21 protein-coding genes are annotated in these 20,442 nt (G+C 74.0%); 10 read left to right on the top strand and 11 right to left on the bottom strand.

Annotated features, from left to right (window positions below):
• The first annotated feature begins 49 nt into the window (after window positions 1–49).
• The 3 genes from AC07D6_RS10230 to AC07D6_RS10220 all read left to right on the top strand — a co-directional run bounded on the left by AC07D6_RS10230 (window position 50) and on the right by AC07D6_RS10220 (window position 3,115).
• Window positions 50–1,792 (top strand): S1C family serine protease, encoded by a 1,743-nt coding sequence (locus tag AC07D6_RS10230; RefSeq protein WP_479043245.1) that lies wholly within the window; start codon window positions 50–52, stop codon window positions 1,790–1,792.
• A gap of 89 nt (window positions 1,793–1,881) precedes the next feature.
• Window positions 1,882–2,313, top strand: coding sequence for a sec-independent translocase (locus AC07D6_RS10225; RefSeq protein WP_315880687.1), 432 nt, complete (start codon window positions 1,882–1,884; stop codon window positions 2,311–2,313).
• A gap of 130 nt (window positions 2,314–2,443) precedes the next feature.
• Window positions 2,444–3,115, top strand: a complete 672-nt coding sequence (locus AC07D6_RS10220) for a hypothetical protein (protein WP_315880686.1) — start codon at window positions 2,444–2,446, stop codon at window positions 3,113–3,115.
• 113 nt (window positions 3,116–3,228) lie between these two features.
• On the opposite strand, the gene AC07D6_RS10215 is transcribed toward AC07D6_RS10220, so the two are convergent.
• From AC07D6_RS10215 to AC07D6_RS10205, 3 genes are read right to left on the bottom strand one after another with little or no spacing between them, the layout of a single operon-like run.
• The gene (locus AC07D6_RS10215) at window positions 3,229–4,362 is read right to left on the bottom strand and encodes an Mrp/NBP35 family ATP-binding protein (RefSeq protein ID WP_315880685.1); all 1,134 of its coding nucleotides are present in this window, start codon (window positions 4,360–4,362) and stop codon (window positions 3,229–3,231) included.
• A 43-nt stretch (window positions 4,363–4,405) separates the two neighbouring features.
• Entirely contained in the window at window positions 4,406–5,074 is a 669-nt protein-coding gene (locus AC07D6_RS10210) for a DUF1003 domain-containing protein (protein ID WP_315880684.1), read from the bottom strand.
• Entirely contained in the window at window positions 5,064–6,344 is a 1,281-nt protein-coding gene (locus tag AC07D6_RS10205) for a magnesium transporter MgtE N-terminal domain-containing protein (RefSeq protein WP_315880683.1), read from the bottom strand. The genes AC07D6_RS10210 and AC07D6_RS10205 overlap by 11 nt, the downstream gene beginning before the upstream one ends.
• 237 nt (window positions 6,345–6,581) lie before the next feature.
• On the opposite strand from AC07D6_RS10205, the gene AC07D6_RS10200 reads away from it, so the two are divergent.
• A complete protein-coding gene (locus AC07D6_RS10200) occupies window positions 6,582–7,304 on the top strand; it encodes a hypothetical protein (protein ID WP_315880682.1) in 723 nt (240 codons plus the stop codon).
• Between the two features lie 460 nt (window positions 7,305–7,764).
• Here AC07D6_RS10200 and AC07D6_RS10195 read toward each other — a convergent pair whose 3' ends face one another.
• Window positions 7,765–8,280 (bottom strand): hypothetical protein, encoded by a 516-nt coding sequence (locus AC07D6_RS10195; protein WP_315875828.1) that lies wholly within the window; start codon window positions 8,278–8,280, stop codon window positions 7,765–7,767.
• Window positions 8,281–8,310: 30 nt separating this feature from the next.
• Window positions 8,311–9,438: a magnesium and cobalt transport protein CorA gene (locus tag AC07D6_RS10190; RefSeq protein WP_479043242.1), complete on the bottom strand. Its 1,128-nt coding sequence runs from the start codon at window positions 9,436–9,438 to the stop codon at window positions 8,311–8,313.
• 509 nt (window positions 9,439–9,947) lie between these two features.
• Here AC07D6_RS10190 and AC07D6_RS10185 point away from each other — a divergent pair.
• The 4 genes from AC07D6_RS10185 (at window position 9,948) to AC07D6_RS10170 (ending at window position 13,163) form a co-directional block, all read left to right on the top strand.
• Window positions 9,948–10,550, top strand: coding sequence for a suppressor of fused domain protein (locus AC07D6_RS10185; protein WP_479043241.1), 603 nt, complete (start codon window positions 9,948–9,950; stop codon window positions 10,548–10,550).
• A 279-nt stretch (window positions 10,551–10,829) separates the two neighbouring features.
• On the top strand, window positions 10,830–11,468 hold the full coding sequence (locus tag AC07D6_RS10180) for a DUF6758 family protein (protein WP_315875825.1): 639 nt from the start codon (window positions 10,830–10,832) through the stop codon (window positions 11,466–11,468).
• A 102-nt stretch (window positions 11,469–11,570) separates the two neighbouring features.
• Window positions 11,571–12,431, top strand: a complete 861-nt coding sequence (locus AC07D6_RS10175) for a PHP domain-containing protein (protein WP_315875824.1) — start codon at window positions 11,571–11,573, stop codon at window positions 12,429–12,431.
• 126 nt (window positions 12,432–12,557) lie between these two features.
• Complete coding sequence (locus AC07D6_RS10170; RefSeq protein ID WP_315875823.1) at window positions 12,558–13,163, top strand: MarC family protein; 606 nt, start codon at window positions 12,558–12,560, stop codon at window positions 13,161–13,163.
• 90 nt (window positions 13,164–13,253) lie between these two features.
• Here the strand turns inward: AC07D6_RS10170 and AC07D6_RS10165 are convergent, their stop codons facing one another.
• Window positions 13,254–13,406 (bottom strand): hypothetical protein, encoded by a 153-nt coding sequence (locus tag AC07D6_RS10165; RefSeq protein ID WP_315875822.1) that lies wholly within the window; start codon window positions 13,404–13,406, stop codon window positions 13,254–13,256.
• Window positions 13,407–13,550: 144 nt separating this feature from the next.
• Between AC07D6_RS10165 and AC07D6_RS10160 the strand changes: the two genes are divergently transcribed.
• Window positions 13,551–14,441, top strand: coding sequence for an NYN domain-containing protein (locus tag AC07D6_RS10160; RefSeq protein WP_315875821.1), 891 nt, complete (start codon window positions 13,551–13,553; stop codon window positions 14,439–14,441).
• Here the strand turns inward: AC07D6_RS10160 and AC07D6_RS10155 are convergent.
• On the bottom strand, window positions 14,426–15,304 hold the full coding sequence (locus tag AC07D6_RS10155) for an alpha/beta fold hydrolase (protein ID WP_479043238.1): 879 nt from the start codon (window positions 15,302–15,304) through the stop codon (window positions 14,426–14,428). The two genes, AC07D6_RS10160 and AC07D6_RS10155, sit on opposite strands and share 16 nt — an antisense overlap.
• 165 nt (window positions 15,305–15,469) lie before the next feature.
• Entirely contained in the window at window positions 15,470–17,626 is a 2,157-nt protein-coding gene (locus tag AC07D6_RS10150) for a DEAD/DEAH box helicase (RefSeq protein WP_479043237.1), read from the bottom strand.
• 488 nt (window positions 17,627–18,114) lie between these two features.
• Here AC07D6_RS10150 and AC07D6_RS10145 point away from each other — a divergent pair, with 488 nt between their 5' ends.
• The gene (locus AC07D6_RS10145) at window positions 18,115–18,849 is read left to right on the top strand and encodes a ferritin-like fold-containing protein (protein ID WP_315875818.1); all 735 of its coding nucleotides are present in this window, start codon (window positions 18,115–18,117) and stop codon (window positions 18,847–18,849) included.
• 33 nt (window positions 18,850–18,882) lie between these two features.
• Here AC07D6_RS10145 and AC07D6_RS10140 read toward each other — a convergent pair whose 3' ends face one another.
• The 3 genes from AC07D6_RS10140 to AC07D6_RS10130 form a co-directional block, all read right to left on the bottom strand.
• Window positions 18,883–19,152, bottom strand: a complete 270-nt coding sequence (locus tag AC07D6_RS10140; protein WP_479043236.1) for a hypothetical protein — start codon at window positions 19,150–19,152, stop codon at window positions 18,883–18,885.
• A 213-nt stretch (window positions 19,153–19,365) separates the two neighbouring features.
• Window positions 19,366–19,593 (bottom strand): DUF3107 domain-containing protein, encoded by a 228-nt coding sequence (locus AC07D6_RS10135; protein WP_315875816.1) that lies wholly within the window; start codon window positions 19,591–19,593, stop codon window positions 19,366–19,368.
• A 144-nt stretch (window positions 19,594–19,737) separates the two neighbouring features.
• The gene (locus AC07D6_RS10130; RefSeq protein WP_315875815.1) at window positions 19,738–20,379 is read right to left on the bottom strand and encodes a TetR/AcrR family transcriptional regulator; all 642 of its coding nucleotides are present in this window, start codon (window positions 20,377–20,379) and stop codon (window positions 19,738–19,740) included.
• Between the last annotated feature and the right edge of the window lie 63 nt (window positions 20,380–20,442).

The following is a 20,442-nucleotide window of genomic DNA, read 5'->3' as shown; positions in this document are numbered from 1 at the left end:
GTGGTCAGGGGCGCCGGAGGGGCGCTGAGTGGCCAGTAGCGGGGAGAGCATGGACGACGGGAAGCCCACGCAGCCGAAACGAACGTGGTGGAGCCGCCCCGCGCCCCCGGTCCCCACCCCGCCGCCCCCGGCGGACGGCCCGTCCGCCTCCCCGCGGCCCGCGCCGTTCGAAGCCGCCGCGCCCGGAGCCGTTACGCCCGGAGCCGCGCCCGCGCCCCCGGCCCTCCGGGGCGCCCCCGCGCCCGCGTCCCCGGCCGCGCCGGACACCGCCCCCGCGGACGCGGCCCGGCCGGTCCCCCCGGCGGCGGCCGGTACCGACACCGGCGCCGCGCCCGCCGGGCACCCCGCCGGCACCGGCGGGCCCCTGCACGCGCCCGACGAGTACCGGACACCGCCCTACGGGGAGCCCGGCCCCTGGGCGCCCGCGCCGCCCGTACAGCGGCCCGTGGCCGCCCAGCCGCCCGCCTACGGCACCCCGTCGCCGGCTCCCACCCCCGCGCCGCACGGACAGCCGCCCGCACCCGCCTACGGCACCCCGCCGCCCACGCTCGCCCCCGCGCCGCACGGACAGCCGCCCGCACCCGCGCCCGCGCAGTGGGGGCAGTACGACCCCTGGAGCGCTCCTGCCGCGCGGCAGCCCGCGCAACCGCTCACCGGACACCCGGGCGGCGTGCGGCCCCGGCGGTCGCGCACGGGGCTCGCGCTCGTCGGCGCGCTGGTCTTCGCGCTGCTCACCGGCGTCCTCGGCGGAGCCGTCGGCGCGTACGTCGAACGCAACGGCGGCCTCACCACCGTCGAGCTGCCCCAGGCCGGGGCGGACGTGAGGGACCGCGCCCCCGACAGCGTCGCCGGCATCGCCGCCCGTGCCCTGCCCGGCGTCGTCACCCTCCACGTCAGCGGCGGCGGCGCGCAGGGCACCGGCACCGGCTTCGTCCTCGACAAGCGCGGCCACATCCTCACCAACCACCACGTCGTCGACTCCGCCGAGGGCGGCGGCGACATCACCGTCACCTTCAGCGGCGGCGAGACCGCCGGCGCCACCCTCGTCGGCGGCGACAGCGGCTACGACCTCGCCGTCGTCCGCGTCACCGGGGTGTCGAACCTCGCGCCGCTCCCGCTCGGCGACTCCGACGGCGTCCGCGTCGGCGACCCGGTCGTCGCCATCGGCGCCCCCTTCGACCTCCAGAACACCGTCACCTCCGGCATCATCAGCGCCAAGGGCCGCCCCATCACCGCCGGCGGCGAGAAGGGCGACGGCAGTGACGTCAGCTACGTCGACGCCCTCCAGACCGACGCCCCCATAAACCCGGGCAACTCCGGCGGGCCGCTCCTCGACTCGCAGGCCCGCGTCATCGGCATCAACAGCGCCATCCGCGCCGCCGACAGCGGCTCCGGCATCGACGACGGCCAGTCCGGCTCGATCGGCCTGGGCTTCGCGATCCCCGTCAACCAGGGCAAGCGCGTCGCCGAGGAGCTCATCAACACGGGCAGGGCCACCCACCCCGTCATCGGCGTCAGCCTCGACATGAAGTTCACCGGCGACGGCGCCCGCGTCGCGGACAAGGCCCAGGACGGCGGCGCGTCCGTCACCCCGGGCGGTCCCGCCGCCAAGGCGGGCGTCCGCCCCGGCGACGTCGTCACCGAGGTCGACGGCGAGCGCGTCCACAACGGCGAGGAGCTGATCGTCAAGATCCGCGCCCACCGCCCCGGCGACGAACTCCGCCTCACCGTGCGGCGCGGCGGCCACGAGGAGGTCAGGACGCTCACGCTCGGCTCGTCGGCGGCCGGCTGAACGACCGAACGGCTGATGGTCCCGGCGCCGGTCCCGCCACACGGGTGGAGCGGGTACCTTGGTGCAGCGGAGACCGGAGGAGGAGCAAGGTGTTCAGTGACATAGGCGGACTCGAGGTGGTGGCGCTGGTGATCCTCGCCGTGCTCATCTGGGGTCCCGACAAGCTGCCCCAGCTCATCCAGGACGTCAGCCGCTTCATCCGCAAGATCCGGGACTTCTCCGAGAGCGCCAAGCAGGACATCCGCAGCGAGCTCGGCCCCGACTTCAAGGACTTCGACTTCGAGGACCTCAACCCGAAGACGTTCATCCGCAAGCAGCTCACCGAGAACCCGGACCTGAGGGACCTCCAGGAGCTGCGCAGCAGCTTCGACCTCCGCAAGGAGATCGACGAGGTCGCCGACGCCGTCAAGGGCACCGCCTCCGCCCCGGCCGCCTCCGGCTCCGCCACGCCCGACCTCCTGAAGAAGCGCGACACGCCCGATACGGCCGACCGGCCCCCCTTCGACGCGGACGCCACCTGAGCTCCGACGCGGACGCCGCCCGACCGGGCTGAGCCACCCGGGCCACCCGGTGCCGGACCTCCCGTACGAGCCCCTCCCCGGTGGATATCCTCTCCCTCTGTCCGAACGGATCGAGGAGGCGGCCGGGCAGATGGAGACCACGAGACGGGTGGGGGCGCAGGCACAGCCGACGCCCGGCACCACACCCACGCCCGAGGGGGTGCCTCCGGCCCGTCGCACCGTCGACGGGTACCTGCGGGCCCCCTTCCCCTGGTACGGGCTGGACGAGGCGTTCACCGGCCCGCGCTGGCTGATGCGGGTCAGCACGGCGGCGGACGGAACCGTGCAGCACGGTTCGACCGGCCACGGCGAGGAGCCGTCGATACGGCCCGACGCCGCCGACCAGGGGCGCGGCGCCTTCGTGGTCGTCGTCACCGTCGCCGCCCACCCCGTGCGCGGCTCCGGCGACGGCACCGGCGTCCTGGACGCCACGAGCGTGTCCTCCGCCGCCTGGCTGGCCGGTTCGGGGCTCCTCGCGTACACCTGGCCCCCCCAGCTCGACCACGTCCTGCGCAACGAGTGGTTGGACCAGCAGACGGAGACCGCGTTCGAACTCGCGGACGACCTGGACGGGCCCGCCTGGACGACGCTGTCGCTGCCCGTGGACGGCGTGCCGCAGCCGTTCCACTACCGCGAGACCGAGTTCGGCTGGATCCTCGCCGGAAGCACCTCCCGCGGCGTCCACCTGGGCGCCTACGGCCGGGGGATGAGCGCGTACGGGCTCGGCTTCGCCGTCGTCGCCGACATCTCCACGTACGTCTGAGTACGTCCGACCCGGCGCCCCGGACCCGCGCCGGGCACGCCGAAGGGGCGCCGCTCACGGTGGAGGGGCGCCCCTTCGGCGTACCCGGCGGACGCGCGCCCGGCGCGTGCGCCTCAGAACTTGTTGCGCGGCGTGATGCCCAGGGACATGCCGGACAGGCCCCGCTGGCGGCCGCCGAGCTTGCCCGCGATGGCGCGCAGCGCCGCGCCGGCCGGCGACTCCGGGTCGGACAGCACGACGGGCCTGCCCTCGTCGCCGCCCTCCCGCAGCCGTACGTCGATCGGGATCGAGCCGAGCACCGGGACCGTGGCGCCGGTCGTCCGCGTCAGCCCGTCCGCGACCTTCTGGCCGCCGCCCGTGCCGAACACGTCGACCATCTCGTCGCAGTGCGGGCACGGCAGGCCCGACATGTTCTCCACGACGCCGACGATCTTCTGGTGGGTCTGCACGGCGATCGAACCGGCCCGCTCCGCCACCTCGGCCGCCGCCTGCTGCGGCGTGGTGACGACGAGGATCTCGGCGTTCGGCACGAGCTGCGCCACGGAGATCGCGATGTCGCCCGTGCCCGGCGGGAGGTCCAGCAGCAGCACGTCCAGGTCACCCCAGTAGACGTCCGCGAGGAACTGCTGGAGCGCGCGGTGCAGCATCGGGCCGCGCCACACGACCGGGGCGTTGCCCGGGGTGAACATGCCGATCGAGATGACCTTCACGCCGTTCGCGGACGGCGGCATGATCATGTTCTCGACCTGGGTGGGCCGTCCGTCGGCGCCCAGCATGCGGGGGACGCTGTGGCCGTAGATGTCGGCGTCCACGACACCGACCTTCAGCCCGTCCGCGGCCATCGCGGCGGCCAGGTTCACCGTCACCGAGGACTTGCCGACGCCGCCCTTGCCGGACGCCACCGCGTACACGCGGGTCAGCGAACCGGGCTTCGCGAAGGGCACCTCGCGCTCGGCGGTCGTGCCGCGCAGCGCGGCGGCCAGCTCCTTGCGCTGCTCGTCGCTCATCACGTCCAGCGACACGTCGACGCGGGTGACGCCCTCGACGCGGGAGACCGCCTCGCTCACGTTCTTCGTGATCGTCTCGCGCATCGGGCAGCCGGAGACCGTCAGGTACACGGTCACGGCCACCGCGCCGTCCGCCCCGATCTCGACTGACTTGACCATGCCGAGTTCGGTGATCGGTCGGTTGATCTCGGGGTCGTTCACCGTCGCCAGTGCTTCGCGCACCGCGTCTTCCGTCGTCATACGGACGATGGTACGGCGCCCACCGAGGGCCTCGGAAAGCCCGTCAGCGGTCGCCTTCGTCACTCCCCGGCGGCGCGGACCGCGGGAATACGGAGCCCCGGTCCTCCAACTCCTTCACCAGGACCTCCAGCTCGGAGCGGATCCAGTCGCGGGTGGCGACCTCGCCGAGCCCCATGCGCAGCGCCGCGACCTCCCGCGTCAGGTACTCGGTGTCGGCGATCGACCGCTCGTTCTGCGCCCGGTCCTGCTCCAGGTTGACCCGGTCCCGGTCGTCCTGCCGGTTCTGCGCGAGCAGGATCAGCGGCGCCGCGTACGACGCCTGGAGCGAGAGCATCAGGGTGAGGAAGATGAACGGGTACGGGTCGAAGCGCAGCGGCTCCGGCATGGTGATGTTCCAGGTCAGCCACGTGATGATGACCACCGTCATCCACACGATGAACCGGCCAGTGCCGAGGAACCGGGCGATCCGCTCCGACAGCCGCCCGAACGCCTCCGGGTCGTACTCCGGCAGCAGCCTCGGCCGCCGCACGCGCGGCTGGTCCAACGGCTGGTCGAGCCGGGTGCGGGGCGCGGCCCGCTCCCGCCCGCCGGCGCGTTCGCGTCCGCCCGTACGGTCGCGTCCGCCGGCGCGCTCCCGCAGGCCGGGGCGCTCGCGCCCGCCCGTACGGTGGTCGCGTCCGGTGCCCCCCTCCGGGGCGCGGTCAGGCCCCATGCGCCGCCTCCCGCTCCGCCTCCGGGCCGAACTCGGTCTCCCGCCAGTCCTCCGGCAGCAGGTGGTCCAGCACGTCGTCGACGGTGACGGCGCCGAGCAGCGACCCGCTGTCGTCGACGACCGGCGCCGCGACCAGGTTGTACGCGGCGAGGTGGCTGGTCACGACCGGCAGCGGGGTGTCGGGGGAGAGCGGCTCCAGGTCGGTGTCGACGATCGCGGAGACCAGGGTGAACGGCGGATCGCGCAGCAGCCGCTGGAAGTGGACCGTCCCGAGGAACTTCCCGGTCGGCGTCTCGTCGGGCGGCCGGCACACGTACACCTGCGCGGCCAGCGCGGGGGAGAGGTCCTGCTGGCGGACGCGGGCGAGGGCGTCCGCGACCGTCGCGTCCGGGCGCAGCACGATCGGCTCGGTCGTCATCAGCCCGCCCGCCGTCCGCTCCTCGTACGACATCAGCCGCCGCACGTCCGCCGCGTCGTCCGGGCGCATCAGGGTGAGCAGCCGCTCCTTCTCGTCCTCCGGCAGCTCCGACAGCAGGTCCGCGGCGTCGTCCGGGTCCATGGCCTCCAGGACGTCCGCGGCGCGCTCCGCCTTCAGCTTGCCGAGGATCTCGATCCGGTCGTCCTCGGGCAGCTCCTCCAGCACGTCGGCCAGCCGGTCGTCGTGGAGGGCGGCGGCGACCTCGGCGCGGCGCTTGGGCGTCAGGTGGTGCAGCGCGTTCGCCAGGTCGGCGGGGCGCATCCGCTCGAACGTGGCGACCAGGCTCTCCGCGCCCTGCCCGACCTCCTCCAGGGAGAACCCCGTGACCGCCGACCACTCGACGGTCAGCGTCTCGCCCTTGCGGCGCAGCGCCCCGCGGGCGCCGCGCCGCACGAAGACCCGGTCGATCTCCCAGTCACGGCGGGCGGGCAACTGGCGCATCGCCACGTCGAGGACGGTCACCTCGTCGCCGCCGTCGACGAGCCGGACCCGTCGGTCGAGGAGTTCGCCGAGGACGAGGCGCTCGGTGGGGCGCTGCTCGAAGCGGCGCACGTTGAGGACCCCGGTCGTGATCACCTGGCCGGACTCGACGCCCGTCACCCGGGTCATCGGCAGGAAGATCCGGCGGCGGCCGATCACCTCCACGACGAGCCCCAGCACCCGGGGCGGCCGGCGCCCCACGCGGAGCATGGCGACGAGGTCGCGCACCCGGCCCACCTGGTCGCCGCTCGGGTCGAAGACCGGCGCCCCGGCGAGGTGCGAGACGAAGATCCGGGCGGCGCCTCCTGCCATGCCCCGCGCCTCCTTGTCGTCCGCGTGACCATCAACCGACATGCCGCTTATGCCCGCAGTTCGGTGTTTCAGGCTAGCTCGTCAGGGTTCGGGTCGCCCAGGCAGGGCGTCCGTCCGGCTCCGTTCGGAGGGGGCGATCCGACCCCGGTACGCTGCGGTCGGCCGTCCCCCCACGTGCAACACTGAGAGGCAGCGCTGGTGACCGCTCTCCCCCCGGTTCGGCGTACCCGACGCGTCGTGCTCCCCGTCGCCCTCTGCGTCGGACTGGCCGCGGCACTGACCGCCTGCGCGGAAGACCCGGACGAGGGCACCAACGGGGTCGGCAGGCTCCCGGCCGGCGAGATCGAGGACAAGGCCCGCGCCGCCGCCGACGGCGCCACGTCGGTGCGCCTCGCGGGCACCCTCGTCAGCAAGTCCGGCACGTACAAGCTGAACATGCGCCTCAAGGCCCAGGGCGCGACCGGCTCCGTCACCACCAGGAAGTCGACGTTCGAGCTGCTGCGCGTCGGCGACGCCCTCTTCCTGAAAGCGGGCGCGGCGTTCTGGCGGCACGCCGAGGGCTCCGGCGAGCCGACCGAGTCGGACATCGAGGCGGCCGACAAGCTGGACGGCAAATACGTCAAGGTCCCGCAGGACGACCCCTCGTACAAGCAGCTACGCGGCTTCACCGAGATGAACGTCCTGCTGAAGGGCCTGCTCGTGCTCCACGGCGAGGTCCACAAGGGCAACCGCGACAAGGTCGGCGGGGTCCGCACCATCGAGGTCGCGGGCGGCGAGCACGGAGAGGGCGGCACCCTCGACGTGTCCCTGGAGGGCACGCCGTTCCCGCTCCAGTTCGCCCGCGGCGGCGGCGGGGGCGTGGTGGTCCTGGCGGACTGGAACAGGGACTTCCCGCTGGTGGAGCCCGTCAAGGAGGACATCCTCGACTACGGGCGCCACCTGCCCCGCACCAGCGGCTGATTCCTTTTTGAGGCTCGTTCCGCCTCCGGGGCGCTGTGAGCGGGTGTCGAGGCGGCGAACGTGCTCAGCGCTTCGCGGCCCCTTTTTTGAGGCTCGTTCCCCCTCCGGGGCGCTTTCAGCGGGTGTCGAGGCGGCGAACGTGCTCAGCGCTCCGCGCCTCCGCGCGATCACCCCCTCGACACCCGCGCGCCCCTTCGGCTCCACGAGCGGCCCAAGGGGGCACCCGCCCCCTCCCGGCCCGCAGGGGTCTCTGGTCCTACGAGTGGTGCGCCCCCTTCGGCCTCACGGGCCGACCACGGGGCGCCCGAGACTGTCCCCTCCCCGGCCCACAGGATCCTCCGGCCCCACGAGTGGGGCGCTCGGCCCCACGAGCGGTCCACCGGCGCACCCCCCTCCCGACCTACACGGCCCTCCGGTCCCACGAGCCGCCCGCCCTCCCCGACGGCCGGGGGAGGGGCGGTCAGTGGCGCTTGCGGCGCTTCAGGAGCAGCCGGGGGAGGGCCGCCGGTACCGGTACGCGGGTCGTCGCCGGCGTCGGCAGCGGCACCGCCGCCAGGGAGTCCTGCGGCAGGTCGGTGACGGCCTCGCGGGGCGTCAGCCGCAGCACCCGGCACTCGCGCGCCCACCGCTCGGTCATGGTCTCCGCGTCGGGGGCGTTGAGCCGCTTGCCCTTCAGCTCGTCGACCGCCGCCCGCCACTCCTCCGACCCGGGCGCCTGCTCGCCGACCACCGCCGTCCAGGCGACGACCCGGCCGCCCTTGTCCTTGCTGCGCACGGTGACCTCGGCGGTGGCGCCGTCGACGAGACCGGACGGCAGCGGCTGCTCCCCGGGGCCGTCGCCGACGACGTGCGCGGCGCCCTCGTGCCACACGTGCCACAGCGCCCGCGCCGGCCCGTCACCGCGCACCCAGATGAGGCCGGACTTCTTGGTGGCCTCCTCGACGAGGGCGCGGGCGAGCAGCGAGTCGTCAGTCATGCCCGCAGCTTAGCCAGCGGGCAGGGACCCCTACAGCCAGCCGTTGCGCTTCAGGGTGCGGTGGATCGCGAAGCAGGTGCCGATGATCGCGGTCAGCACCATCGGGTAGCCGTACTTCCACTGGAGCTCCGGCATGTGGTCGAAGTTCATGCCGTACACGCCGCACACCGCCGTCGGCACGGCGATGATCGCCGCCCATGAGGTGATCTTGCGCATGTCCTCGTTCTGCGCGACCGTCGCCTGCGCGAGGTTGGCCTGGAGGATGGAGTTCAGCAGCTCGTCGAAGCCCACGACCTGCTCCTGCACCCGGGCCAGGTGGTCGGCGACGTCCCGGAAGTACTTCTGGATGTCCGGGTCGACCAGCCGCATCGGCCGCTCGCTCAGCAGTTGCAGCGGTCGCGTCAGCGGAGTCACGGCCCGCTTGAACTCCAGCACCTCGCGCTTCAGCTGGTAGATCCGGCCCGTGTCCGTACCGCGCGTGCCGCCCTTCGCCGGGGGCGAGAAGACGTCGATCTCGATCTGGTCGATGTCGATCTCCACGGCGTCCGCGACCGCGATGTACCCGTCCACGACGTGGTCGGCGATGGCGTGCAGCACCGCCGAGGGCCCCTTCGCCAGCAGCTCCGGCTCCGACTCCAGCCGGTGCCGCAGGTTGCGCAGCGACCCCTGCCCGCCGTGCCGGACGGTGATGACGAAGTCCCGGCCGGTGAAGCACATCACCTCACCGGTCTCCACGACCTCGCTCGTCGCGGTCAGTTCGGCGTGCTCCACGTAGTGGATCGTCTTGAAGACCGTGAACAGCGTGTCGTCGTACCGCTCCAGCTTCGGCCGCTGGTGGGCGTGGACCGCGTCCTCCACGGCCAGCGGGTGCAGCCCGAACTCGGCGGCGATGCCCGCGAATTCGGCCTCCGTCGGCTCGTGCAGACCGATCCACGCGAAGCCGCCGCCCTCCCGCACGCGCCACATCGCCTCGCGCGGCGTCAGGCAGCCGTCGCCCTCCAGTCGCCGCCCGTCGCGGTACACGGCGCAGTCGACGACGGCGGTCGAGGCGGACGGGTCGCGGGTCGGGTCGTAGGCGTTGTACGGCTGGTACGGCGACGCGCTGCGCTTGCGCAGCGACGGACGTACGGCGGCACGCAGGTCACGGATCATCGACATGGCGGGCTCCTTCACGCAAGAAGCCGTCAGCGAGGCGTGGCACAGCCCGGAATGGGGACGTGGCGTTGCTTACGTCCGCAAATCGGGCGGCACCGCGGATCGCGGGACGGAAGTTCGCGGTTCGCTACAGACAGACAGGGGCGACGTGCTCTTCCGTCGTGCGCGGTGCCCGGCGTGCGGAAAACGGGCGGAAACGCCTCAGACGCCCGTACGGAGGGTCGTACGAGAGGCGGAACGCGCGCGGTGGGGGCGTGGCGGGAGCTGCCCGCGCGGCGCGGAAGAGCGGCTGGTACTGCACGGTCGACTTCGATCCACCGCAGCCCCACCTCCTCCGGCCGGTCCCCCGTGGGGGATGACGTGTCGTCGGGACCGGAAAGCACTCCACCGGCTGTCGCTGGGGGGCGGAGGAACCTCCGCCGCGTGCTGTCCCGACCAGCGGCCCACCCTATCAGCCGACTGACGGTCAATCCCTTTCCTTGCCCGTTCGATGCGCGCTTTATGCTCGCCGCATGGAAAAAGTTCTCGCGCTCGTCGAGGCGCGGCTCCGCTCGGCGCTCGGCGAACCGGACGCGCGGGCTTCCGTCACCTTCCTCGGCACGGACCGCGTCGAGGTGCTGCGCTTCACCGACACCGGTGACGGCGACGGCCGCCCGGTCGTGCGGTACGCCACGCTCGGCATGTCGGCGCGGCCCATGACCGACCCGACGGACCTGGTGGCCGACCCGGTGCGCGGCCCGCGCGCGGAACTGCTCCTCACCGTGCGGGCCGGGCTCGCCGACACCGACAAGGTGCTCCGCCCGCTCGCCGTGCTGGCCGCCTCGCCGCAGGTCGAGGGGGTCGTCGTGGCGCCGGGCGCGTCCCTGGACGTGGGGGAGCCGCTGTGGCCGGGCGCGCCGTTCACGTCCGTGCTCGTCGGGGAGTCCGGCGGCCTGGTGCCGGACCTGGAGCTGGACGGCGGGATGGACCCGGTGCGGTTCCTGCCGCTGCTGCCGATGACGCCCAACGAGGCGGCGTGGAAGCGGGTGCACGGCGCGCGGGCGCTGGAGGAGCGCTGGCTGGGCGCCGGGACCGACCTGCGGGACCCGCGGCGGGCGTCGGTCGGCCTCGACTGAGCCGGAGCCGCCCGCCCCGCGCGCACGGGACGGGCGACGGCGTCGTGCGCCGGCGGTTCCGGAAGGCCGCCCCGCCCCGCGCGCAGGGGACGGGGCCCCGGCCGGCGGAGAACCCGGTGGCGGTGACGCGCCCCGCCCCGTGCGTACGGGACGGGGTCGGCGTGGGCGGGCGGCGTCCGCCCCGCCCCGCCGCGCGCGCCGCACGCACGGGGCGGGGCGGCACACCGGACGGGTGATCGTCCTTGACGCGGCGGCGGAGGCGGAGGACCGTTGAACGCTATGAGGGGCGAACCCAGTTGCCCGAAGTGCGGAGGCCGGGTCCGGGCACCCGGTCTCTTCTCCGACCGCTGGCAGTGCGCCGCGCACGGCCCGGTGCACCCGCTGCAACCCGTGGTGCCCCCCAGCCTGGAGGCGCTGCACGTCGCCGTGAACCGGGCGCGGGTCCCCGTCTGGATGCCGTGGCCGCTGCCCGTCGGCTGGCTGTACACGGGCGTCGCGTACGCCGGTGACGACCGCAGCGGCGGTCGCGCCACCGCCGTCGCCTGCTCCGGGCCCGGGCCGCTCGGCGGCGTGGGCGAGCTGCTGCTGGTCGCCGAGGAGCTCGGCGTGGGGCTCGGCGCCCGGTACGCCGGGCTGGACGGCCCCGACCCGGGCCCGCACCTGTGCGTCGACAAGGCGCCGCACGCCAAGGTCCTCGCCGGCGGCCGGCTGACGCCGCTGTGGCACGTGGGCGGCGTCCCCGAGGGACGGGCCGTCTTCGCGGGCGAGGCGCGCGGGCTGTGGCTGTGGGCGATCGCCTGGCCGGAGCACTCCGGGCTGCTGCTCTACGACGAACTGGTCCTCACCGACCTGCGCGAGGCGGGGCCCGAAGTCGACATGGTGCCCTGCGGGGCGCTCTCCCCGCGCCTGCTGGCCTGACGGGCGGCCCCGGCCGGCGGTTCGTTCGTCCGGGCATGGTGTGTTTGGGGGGCGGTTATCCTTGGGTGTCCCCTGTCCGCAGCGAGCCCTGGAGCCTGTGCCGTGCGCATCGACCTGCACACCCACTCCACGGCGTCGGACGGTACGGACACCCCCGCCGACCTGGTGCGCGGCGCCGCCGCGGCCGGTCTCGACGTGGTCGCGCTGACCGACCACGACACGACGCGGGGCCACGCCGAGGCGCTGGCGGCGCTCCCCGAGGGGCTGACGCTGGTGACCGGCGCCGAGCTGTCCTGTCGGGCCGACGGGACCGGCGTCCACATGCTGGCGTACCTCTTCGACCCGGACGAGCCCGAGCTGGCGCGGGAGCGCGAGCTGGTGCGCGACGACCGGGTGCCGCGGGCCCGCGCGATGGTCGGCAGGCTCCAGGAGCTGGGCGTGCCGGTCACCTGGGAGCGGGTCGCCGCCATCGCGGGCGACGGCTCCGTGGGCCGCCCCCACATAGCCGAGGCCCTGGTCGAGCTGGGCGTCGTACCGGACGTGTCCGCGGCGTTCACGCCCGAGTGGCTCGCGGACGGCGGGCGCGCGTACGTGGAGAAGCACGAGCTGGACCCGTTCACGGCGGTCCGCCTGGTCAAGGCGGCCGGTGGCGTGACCGTCCTCGCGCACCCCGCCGCGGCCAAGCGCGGCCGCACGCTGCCCGACTCCGTGATCGCCGACCTCGCCGCGCACGGGCTCGACGGCGTCGAGGTCGACCACATGGACCACGACGGGCCGGCCCGCGCCCGGCTGCGCGGACTGGCCGGCGAGCTCGGGCTGCTGACCACCGGCTCCAGCGACTACCACGGCAGCCGCAAGACCTGCCGTCTCGGCGACTTCACCACCGACCCGGAGATCTACGGCGAGATCACGCGCCGGGCGACCGGCGCGTTCCCCGTGCCGGGCACGGGCGGACGCCCGTAACCGGACCGCCGCTCCACCTCCCGTCCTACGGCCCTTCGCCCCCCCACGGCCGCGCCGTACGACGTCCCGCCCGGCATCCCGCCGCGCGGCCCGCTGTGTACCACCCCTCTCCTGCAAGGCCTCACCGTGTTCGACGTCGCCGTCTTCGGCTCCCTCTTCCTGACCCTCTTCGTCATCATGGATCCCCCCGGGATCACCCCGATCTTCCTCGCCCTGACCTCCGGGCGGGCCACCAAGGTGCAGCGCCGGATGGCCTGGCAGGCCGTCGCCGTCGCCTTCGGCGTGATCACCGTGTTCGGCATCCTGGGCCAGCAGATCCTGGCCTACCTGCACGTCTCCGTGCCCGCGCTGATGATCGCGGGCGGGCTGCTCCTGCTGCTCATCGCGCTCGACCTGCTCACCGGCAAGACCGACGAACCCAAGCAGACCAAGGACGTCAACGTCGCCCTCGTCCCGCTCGGGATGCCGCTGCTCGCGGGGCCCGGCGCGATCGTCTCCGTGATCCTCGCCGTGCAGCACGCGGACGACGTGAGCGGGCAGGTGTCCGTGTGGTCGGCGATCGTCGCGATGCACGTGGTGCTGTGGCTGACCCTGCGGTACTCGCTGGTGATCATCCGGGTGATCAAGGACGGCGGCGTGGTGCTGGTGACCCGGCTCGCCGGCATGATGCTCTCCGCGATCGCCGTGCAGCAGATCATCAATGGTGTGACGCAGACGATCCAGGCCGCCTGACCGGCCCGCCCCGACCCGCGACCGCGCCCCCGTACGAACCGTACGGGGGCGCGGTGCTTCGCTTCTCGTTCGCTTCTCGCATCGCGAACGCTATGACGCGGCGGCTTCCGCCGGGCGGATGTAGAGCCGCTGGCCGATCGCGGCGGCCTGCTGCACGATGCGGGTGACGGAGGCGGCGTCCACGACGGTGCTGTCCACGGCGGTGCCGTCGACGTCGTCGAGTCGCATGATCTCGAAGCGCAAAGCTTCTCCCTTCGTCGGACTGGTGTTGTTACACCTGCAACGATGTACAGCCGTTAAAACATTCCCTACGCTAAGGAAATTTTTTGATCGGCTAAATATGGGTGGCTGGCGATCCGGTCGTCCGAGGCGGACAATGAGGCCCCTATGAACGACGAGGACATCGCCCAGCGCCTGGAGCGCACCAATGAGCTCCTGCGACGCATGCTGGTCGAGGTCGCCAAGACCCCCTCGACCCACGCCATCTTCGTCGACGCCGGTTACGTCTATGCTTCCGCCGGGTTGCTGGTCGCGGGCACCGAGGACCGGCGCTCCTTCGACCTCGACGCCGAGGGCCTCATCGACGCCTTCATCGACACCGCCCGCACGATCTTCGCGGACAGCAGGCTGCTGCGCGTCTACTGGTACGACGGCGCCCGCCGCCGCATCCACACCACCGAGCAGCAGGCCATCGCCGAGCTCCCGGACGTGAAGGTCCGCCTCGGCAACCTCAACGCCAACAACCAGCAGAAGGGCGTCGACTCCCTGATCCGCTCCGACCTGGAGTCCCTCGCCCGCCACCGCGCGATCAGCGACGCCGCGCTCGTCGGCGGCGACGAGGACCTGGTCTCCGCCGTGGAGGCCGCGCAGGGGTACGGGGCCCGGGTCCACCTGTGGGGCATCGAGTCCGCGGAGGGCCGCAACCAGGCCGAGGCGCTGCTGTGGGAGGTCGACAGCTCCCGCGTCTTCGACCTGGACTTCTGCCGCCCGTACCTCACCCGGCGGCCCGTGACGACGTACGAGAACGAGGGCGAGCCGCCGCCGTCGCGCGACGAGGTGCGGTTCGTGGGCGCGCAGGTCGCCGCGGCGTGGCTGGCGGAGCGGGGCGCCGACGCGCTGGCCGAGCTGCTGCCCGGCCGCCCGTACCTGCCCGGCCCCGTCGACCAGGACCTCCTGGTGGAGGCCGAACGGCTGCTGAGCCGGTCCCTGCGCGGCCACGCCGTGCTGCGGCGCGCGCTGCGGGACGGCTTCTGGCAGCAGCTTCAGTCGCGGTTCTGAACCGGGTGGGCGTCCCAGAACGCCGCCACCGCCGCCGCCGTCTCGACGGGCCGGTCGGTGTTGGGGGAGTGCTCGGCACCCCCGATCCGCGTGCGGCGCGCGCCCAGCCGCTCCGCCATCGCGTCCAGCAGGGGCACCGGCCAGGTGTCGTCCCGTTCGCCCGACACGACGTGCACGGGCAGCGGCGGGTCCAGCGCGGCCAGCTCGGCGACGCGGTCCGGTTCGGTGGCGAGCTGCCGGCCCGTCGCGAGGAGCTGCGCGGGGTTGTGGCGCAGCCAGCGGCGGCGGAGGTCCTCGCGGTCGCCGCGCAGCGGGTCGCCGGCGTCCTCCGGAGGGTCCAGGGCGCGCATCGCCTGCCACACCTGGTCCATGTCCATGAGGCGCAGCGCGTCGCCCAGCAGCTTGATCTTCTCCCGCTGCTCCGGGGCGACCTCGGCGGGGCCGGACGACACCAGGGTGAGCGTACGGAACGGCGCCGGGTCCTCCAGGGCCGCGGCCCGCGCGATCTGCCCGCCCAGCGAGTGGCCCAGGAGGTGGACCCGCTCCCCGCCCCCGACGGCCTCGGCCTGCGCCAGCACGTCCAGCGCCAGCTCGCGGCGCGCGTACGCCTCCTGGTCGCTCGGCCCGGAGGTCTCGTACTGCCCCCGCCCGTCGACGGCGACGACCCGGTACCCGGCGCCGACGAGGGGCTCCAGCATGGCGATGAAGTCCTCCTTGCTGCCCGTGTACCCGGGCAGCAGCAGGGCGGTGCCCCTGGCCGCCCCCGAGGGCGCGGCGTCCAGCACGGCGAAGGCGCCCCGCGCCGTCCGCAGCGGACGGGGCCGGGCGCAGGGGGGCGGGACGAAGGTGGGCGGCCGACTCATGCCCCGAGGCTAGCGGCCCGGGGGCCGGCGCGCGGTCCCGCCCGGGCCCCGGCGCCTCCGGACGGCCGACGGCCCCGAGCCCTGCCCCACGGGACCGGCGCGGTGGCGGCCGGGTACGCGGAAGGCCCCGCCACCCGGAGGTGACGGGGCCTTGTGGCCGGGGTCTCACGCGTCGGCGGACACGGCGGCCTTCGTGGTGCGGCGGCGCCTCGGCTTGGCCTCGGACGCCTGCTCCGGGACCGCCACGGCGTCGGCGGACGCGACGGCCTTGCGGGTCCGGCGGCGCGGTGCGGCCTCGGCTTCGGCCGCCTCCGCCGGGGCGTCGGCCGCCTCGGCGGCCTTGCGCGTGCGGCGGCGGGGCTTGGCCTCGGCTTCGGCCTCGGGTGCCGGGGCCTCGGTCACGGCCTTCGGCTCGGCGGCCTTGCGGGTACGGCGGGGCTTGGCCTCGGGGACCGCCGCCTCGGCGGTGGCGTCGGCGGTGGCGTCGGCGGTGGCGTCGGCCTCCGCGGCCTTCGGCTCGGCAGCCTTGCGGGTCCGGCGGCGCGGTGCGGCCTCGGCTTCGGCCGCCTCCGCCGGAGCGTCGGCCGCCTCGGCGGCCTTGCGCGTGCGGCGGCGGGGCTTGGCCTCGGCTTCGGCCTCGGGCGCCGGGGTCTCGGCCACGGCCTTCGCCTCGGCGGCCTTGCGGGTACGGCGGGGCTTGGCCTCCGCTTCGGCCTCGGGGGCCGCCTCGGCGGTGACGTCGGCCTCCGCGGCCTTCGGCTCGGCGGCCTTGCGCGTGCGGCGGCGGGGCTTGGCCTCCGCCTCGGGCGCCGGACCCTCCGCGGTCTCCACGACCTCGACGGCCTTCGCCGACGGCTCGACCTCGGGCGCAGGGGCCGCCTGCGCGGCCGTCTCCGCCGTGAGCGTCGCGCCCGCGCGGGTGCGACGGCGGCGGCGGGGGGTGCGGCGCTCGGCCGGGGCCTCGCCGCCCTCCACCGCCTCGGCGGCGGGCGCCTGCGGCGCGGCGGTGCCGGCGGCCTCGTCCAGGGGCGTGCCGCCGCGCGTACGGCGGCGCTGCCGCGGCGTACGGGTGCGCTCGGCGGGCTCCGGGCGCTCCTCTTCGCGACGCCGGCCGCGCGGCTTGCGCCCGCCCGGCTCGCCCAGGTCCTCCAGGACCTCCGCGTCCAACCCGGCCCGGGTCCGCTCGGCGCGCGGCAGGACGCCCTTGGTGCCCTCGGGGATGTCCAGCTCGGCGAAGAGGTGCGGGGACGTGGAGTACGTCTCGACCGGATCGTGGAAGTCCAGCTCCAGCGCCTTGTTGATCAGCTGCCAGCGCGGGATGTCGTCCCAGTCGACCAGGGTGATCGCCGTACCGTGCGCCCCGGCGCGACCCGTGCGGCCCACACGGTGGAGGTACGTCTTCTCGTCCTCCGGCGTCTGGTAGTTGATCACGTGCGTGACGCCCTCGACGTCGATGCCGCGCGCGGCCACGTCGGTGCAGACCAGCACGTCGACCTTGCCGTTGCGGAAGGCGCGCAGCGCCTGCTCGCGGGCGCCCTGGCCCAGGTCGCCGTGGACGGCGCCGGATGCGAAGCCGCGCCGCTCCAGCTGCTCGGCGATGTCGGCCGCCGTGCGCTTCGTACGGCAGAAGATCATCGCCAGTCCGCGGCCGCGGGCCTGGAGGATGCGGGCGACCATCTCCGGCTTGTCCATGGAGTGCGCGCGGTAGACGTGCTGCTTGATGTTGGCGACGGTCGCGCCCTCGTCGTCCGGCGCGGTGGCGCGGATGTGCGTGGGCTGCGTCATGTAGCGGCGGGCCAGGCCGATGACCGCGCCCGGCATGGTCGCCGAGAACAGCATGGTCTGGCGCTTCGCCGGAAGCATGTTGATGATCTTCTCGACGTCGGGCAGGAAGCCCAGGTCGAGCATCTCGTCCGCCTCGTCCAGCACGAGCGTGCGGATGTGCGACAGGTCCAGCTTCTTCTGCCCGGCCAGGTCGAGCAGGCGGCCCGGCGTGCCGACGACCACGTCGACACCCTTCTGCAGGGCCTCGACCTGGGGCTCGTAGGCGCGGCCGCCGTAGATCGCCAGGACGCGGACGTTGCGGACCTTGCCGGCGGTGAGCAGGTCGTTGGTGACCTGCGTGCACAGCTCTCGGGTCGGCACGACGACGAGGGCCTGCGGCGCCTCCGTCAGCTGGTCGGGGCGGGCCCGGCCCGCCTCGACGTCGGCGGGGACGGTGACGCGCTCCACCAGGGGGAGGCCGAAACCGAGGGTCTTGCCCGTGCCGGTCTTGGCCTGGCCGATGACGTCCGTCCCGGACATGGCGACCGGGAGGGTCATCTCCTGGATCGGGAACGGCGTGACGATGCCGACGGCCTCCAGGGCCTCGGCGGTCTCGGGGAGGATCCCGAGCTCTCGGAAAGTCGTAGGCTGCGTAGTCAGGGTGTTGCCTCTTCTGTGAGACGCGGCATGAGGCGAACGCTGGGGGTCTTACCGCGCCGGATCACTCTCCGGCCGCGGACCGCGAGGTCGCAGCCGGGTGGAGCGGGACCACTGCCGTCGCTCGAGCGTCATACCGCTGAGGGCCCCTCATGTGCGAGAACGCACCGAGGGCTGTCGGGTCGGAGCCGATCGGGCCACCGACCGGGCATCCTCATTCATGAAACGGCCCCCCGAGCACATGCGGAAGGTGTCCGCATACTCGACGGGCTCAATACCACTGTACCCCGGAATCGTGCAGGCGTGTTGGGGCAATTCACAAGGAGGGGGAGGTCACACTCGTTGATCAGGGCCTTACCGGGTGCGGTCGGCGGGCTATTGTGCGCTCCATGGAGACGCCTGACAACGCCGCTGCCGCCGAAGAACCGACCGGGATCGCCGCCCTCGACTGGGCCGGGGCCTCCGCCGACCCGCAGTACCGCGCGGCCGTCGTGGACCTGCTCGGCGCGCTCGCCTACGGGGAGCTGGCGGCCTTCGAGCGGCTCGCGGAGGACGCGAAGCTCGCCCCGACGCTCGCCGACAAGGCGGAGCTGGCAAAGATGGCGTCCGCCGAGTTCCACCACTTCGAGCAGTTGCGCGACCGGCTGGCCGCGATCGACGCGGAGCCGACCGGCGCGATGGAGCCCTTCGCGAAGGCACTGGACGACTTCCACCGCCAGACGGCGCCGTCGGACTGGCTGGAGGGCCTCGTCAAGGCGTACGTCGGCGACTCGATCGCCAGCGACTTCTACCGGGAGGTCGCCGTCCGGCTCGACTCCGACACGCGCGCGCTGGTGCTGGCCGTGCTGGACGACACCGGGCACGGGAACTTCGCCGTGGAGAAGGTGCGCGCCGCGATCGAGGCGGACCCGCGCGTGGGTGGCCGGCTCGCGCTGTGGGCGCGGCGGCTGATGGGCGAGGCCCTGTCGCAGGCCCAGCGCGTCGTGGCGGAGCGGGACGCGCTGTCGACGATGCTGGTCGGCGGGGTCGCGGACGGGTTCGACCTGGCGGCGGTCGGGGAGATGTTCTCGCGGATCACCAAGGCGCACACGAAGCGCATGGCGGCCCTGGGTCTCGCGGCCTAGCCGCGGACGTCGGGGGGCCGGCGGCGGCGCGGATCACGCCGCCGCTGATCGTCGCAGGCGGCGCGACGCGGGCCGGATCAGCAGGGACAGCAGCACGGCGCTGACGGCGACCGCCCCGAGGAGCGTGCCCAGCGCGAAGCCGGGACCGAGCGCGGCGTGCGTGACGAGCGCGCCGAACAGCGCGCCGAGCGCGCCGGTCGCCAGCACCGTACGACGTGACGGAAGCCGGTCGGCCAGCCGGTGGAGGGTGGCCCAGGCCAGGACGAGTCCGAGCAGGACGGAGCCGAGAGCTTCCCAGAACACAGCATCACCTCGCGGGTCGGCGGGGCGGGCAGAGCGGTCGTACCCGGTCCTACCCGACCCGTCCGGAAGACAACCCTCCCACGCGGGAGGGACGCCTCCCGGAAGAGGACACGCGCGTCGCGCGAAAGAGGAGCGCGAAAGAGAAGACGTACGACAAGAGGCCCGGCGGGGGACGACGCCCCCGCCGGGCCTCCGTGCCGCTGTGCTACGCGGTCACAGCGGGCCGAAGCCGACCCGGCGCACCGACGGCTCGCCGATCTCCACGTAGGCGAGCCGGTCCGCCGGGATGAGCACCTTGCGGCCCTTCTCGTCCGTCAGGCTGAGCAGCTGCGCCTTGCCGGACAGCGCCTCGGCCACCGCGCGCTCGACCTCCTCGGCGGACTGCCCGCTCTCCAGAACGATCTCCCGGGGCGCGTGCTGCACGCCGATCTTGACCTCCACGGCTATGTCCCTCCGAACGGTCAGCGTTGCGCGATCACCGCGCCGTACGCTGCACACATTAGCCCGGAGAGGCGACGCGCCACGGCCCGGCGCCGCACGCCAGGAGCGAACAGCACCCGCGCCACCGCCCGGTGCCGCTCGGAGTCAGTGCCCTTCCGCCCCGTGCAGCGGGAACCCGGCGATGCCCCGCCACGCCAGCGACGTCAACAGCTGCACGGCCTTGTGGCGCGGGACCGGGGAGTCGCTCGCCAGCCAGTGCCGCGCCACGACCTGGGAGACGCCGCCGAGACCCACGGCGAGCAGCATCGACTCGTCCTTCGACAGCCCCGTGTCCTCGGCGATCACGTCGGAGATCGCCTCGGCGCACTGCAGGGAGACCCGCTCGACGCGCTCGCGCACCGCGGGCTCGTTCGTCAGGTCCGACTCGAACACCAGCCGGAACGCGCCCCCTTCGTCCTCCACGTACGCGAAGTAGGCGTCCATGGTGGCGGCCACGCGCTGCTTGTTGTCCGACGTGGAGGCCAGCGCCGTGCGGACGGAGTGGAGCAGCGACTCGCAGTGCTGGTCGAGCAGCGCCAGGTACAGCTCCAGCTTGCCGGGGAAGTGCTGGTAGAGGACCGGCTTGCTGACCCCCGCCCGCTCGGCGATGTCGTCCATCGCCGCCGCGTGGTACCCCTGGGCGACGAAGACCTGCTGGGCCGCGCCCAGCAGCTGGTTGCGTCGGGCTCGGCGCGGCAGGCGTGTGCCCCTCGGGCGCGCCGCCTCTGTCTGCTCGATGGCTGTCACGCCGCCTCCCAAAATCGATCCAAGTGCGCTGTGCACCGCGCCCGCCATCGTACTTTCGGGTAA

This window comes from Streptomyces sp. NPDC045287 (assembly GCF_056432325.1).
The sequence above is the reverse complement of the archived record's forward strand: the minus strand, read 5'-3'. Positions and strand labels throughout refer to the sequence as shown.

Excerpts from the sequence above, each read along its gene's own strand:
- AC07D6_RS10145 (WP_315875818.1), top strand. The coding sequence starts at position 18,115 with ATGGAGACGCCTGACAACGCCGCTGCCGCCGAAGAACCGACCGGGATC.
- AC07D6_RS10230 (WP_479043245.1), top strand. The coding sequence starts at position 50 with ATGGACGACGGGAAGCCCACGCAGCCGAAACGAACGTGGTGGAGCCGC.
- AC07D6_RS10195 (WP_315875828.1), bottom strand. The coding sequence starts at position 8,280 with ATGACTGACGACTCGCTGCTCGCCCGCGCCCTCGTCGAGGAGGCCACC.
- AC07D6_RS10215 (WP_315880685.1), bottom strand. The coding sequence starts at position 4,362 with ATGACGACGGAAGACGCGGTGCGCGAAGCACTGGCGACGGTGAACGAC.
- AC07D6_RS10210 (WP_315880684.1), bottom strand. The coding sequence starts at position 5,074 with ATGGGGCCTGACCGCGCCCCGGAGGGGGGCACCGGACGCGACCACCGT.
- AC07D6_RS10205 (WP_315880683.1), bottom strand. The coding sequence starts at position 6,344 with ATGGCAGGAGGCGCCGCCCGGATCTTCGTCTCGCACCTCGCCGGGGCG.
- AC07D6_RS10190 (WP_479043242.1), bottom strand. The coding sequence starts at position 9,438 with ATGTCGATGATCCGTGACCTGCGTGCCGCCGTACGTCCGTCGCTGCGC.
- AC07D6_RS10150 (WP_479043237.1), bottom strand. The coding sequence starts at position 17,626 with ATGACCCTCCCGGTCGCCATGTCCGGGACGGACGTCATCGGCCAGGCC.
- AC07D6_RS10220 (WP_315880686.1), top strand. The coding sequence starts at position 2,444 with ATGGAGACCACGAGACGGGTGGGGGCGCAGGCACAGCCGACGCCCGGC.
- AC07D6_RS10155 (WP_479043238.1), bottom strand. The coding sequence starts at position 15,304 with ATGAGTCGGCCGCCCACCTTCGTCCCGCCCCCCTGCGCCCGGCCCCGT.
- AC07D6_RS10185 (WP_479043241.1), top strand. The coding sequence starts at position 9,948 with ATGGAAAAAGTTCTCGCGCTCGTCGAGGCGCGGCTCCGCTCGGCGCTC.
- AC07D6_RS10160 (WP_315875821.1), top strand. The coding sequence starts at position 13,551 with ATGAACGACGAGGACATCGCCCAGCGCCTGGAGCGCACCAATGAGCTC.
- AC07D6_RS10180 (WP_315875825.1), top strand. The coding sequence starts at position 10,830 with ATGAGGGGCGAACCCAGTTGCCCGAAGTGCGGAGGCCGGGTCCGGGCA.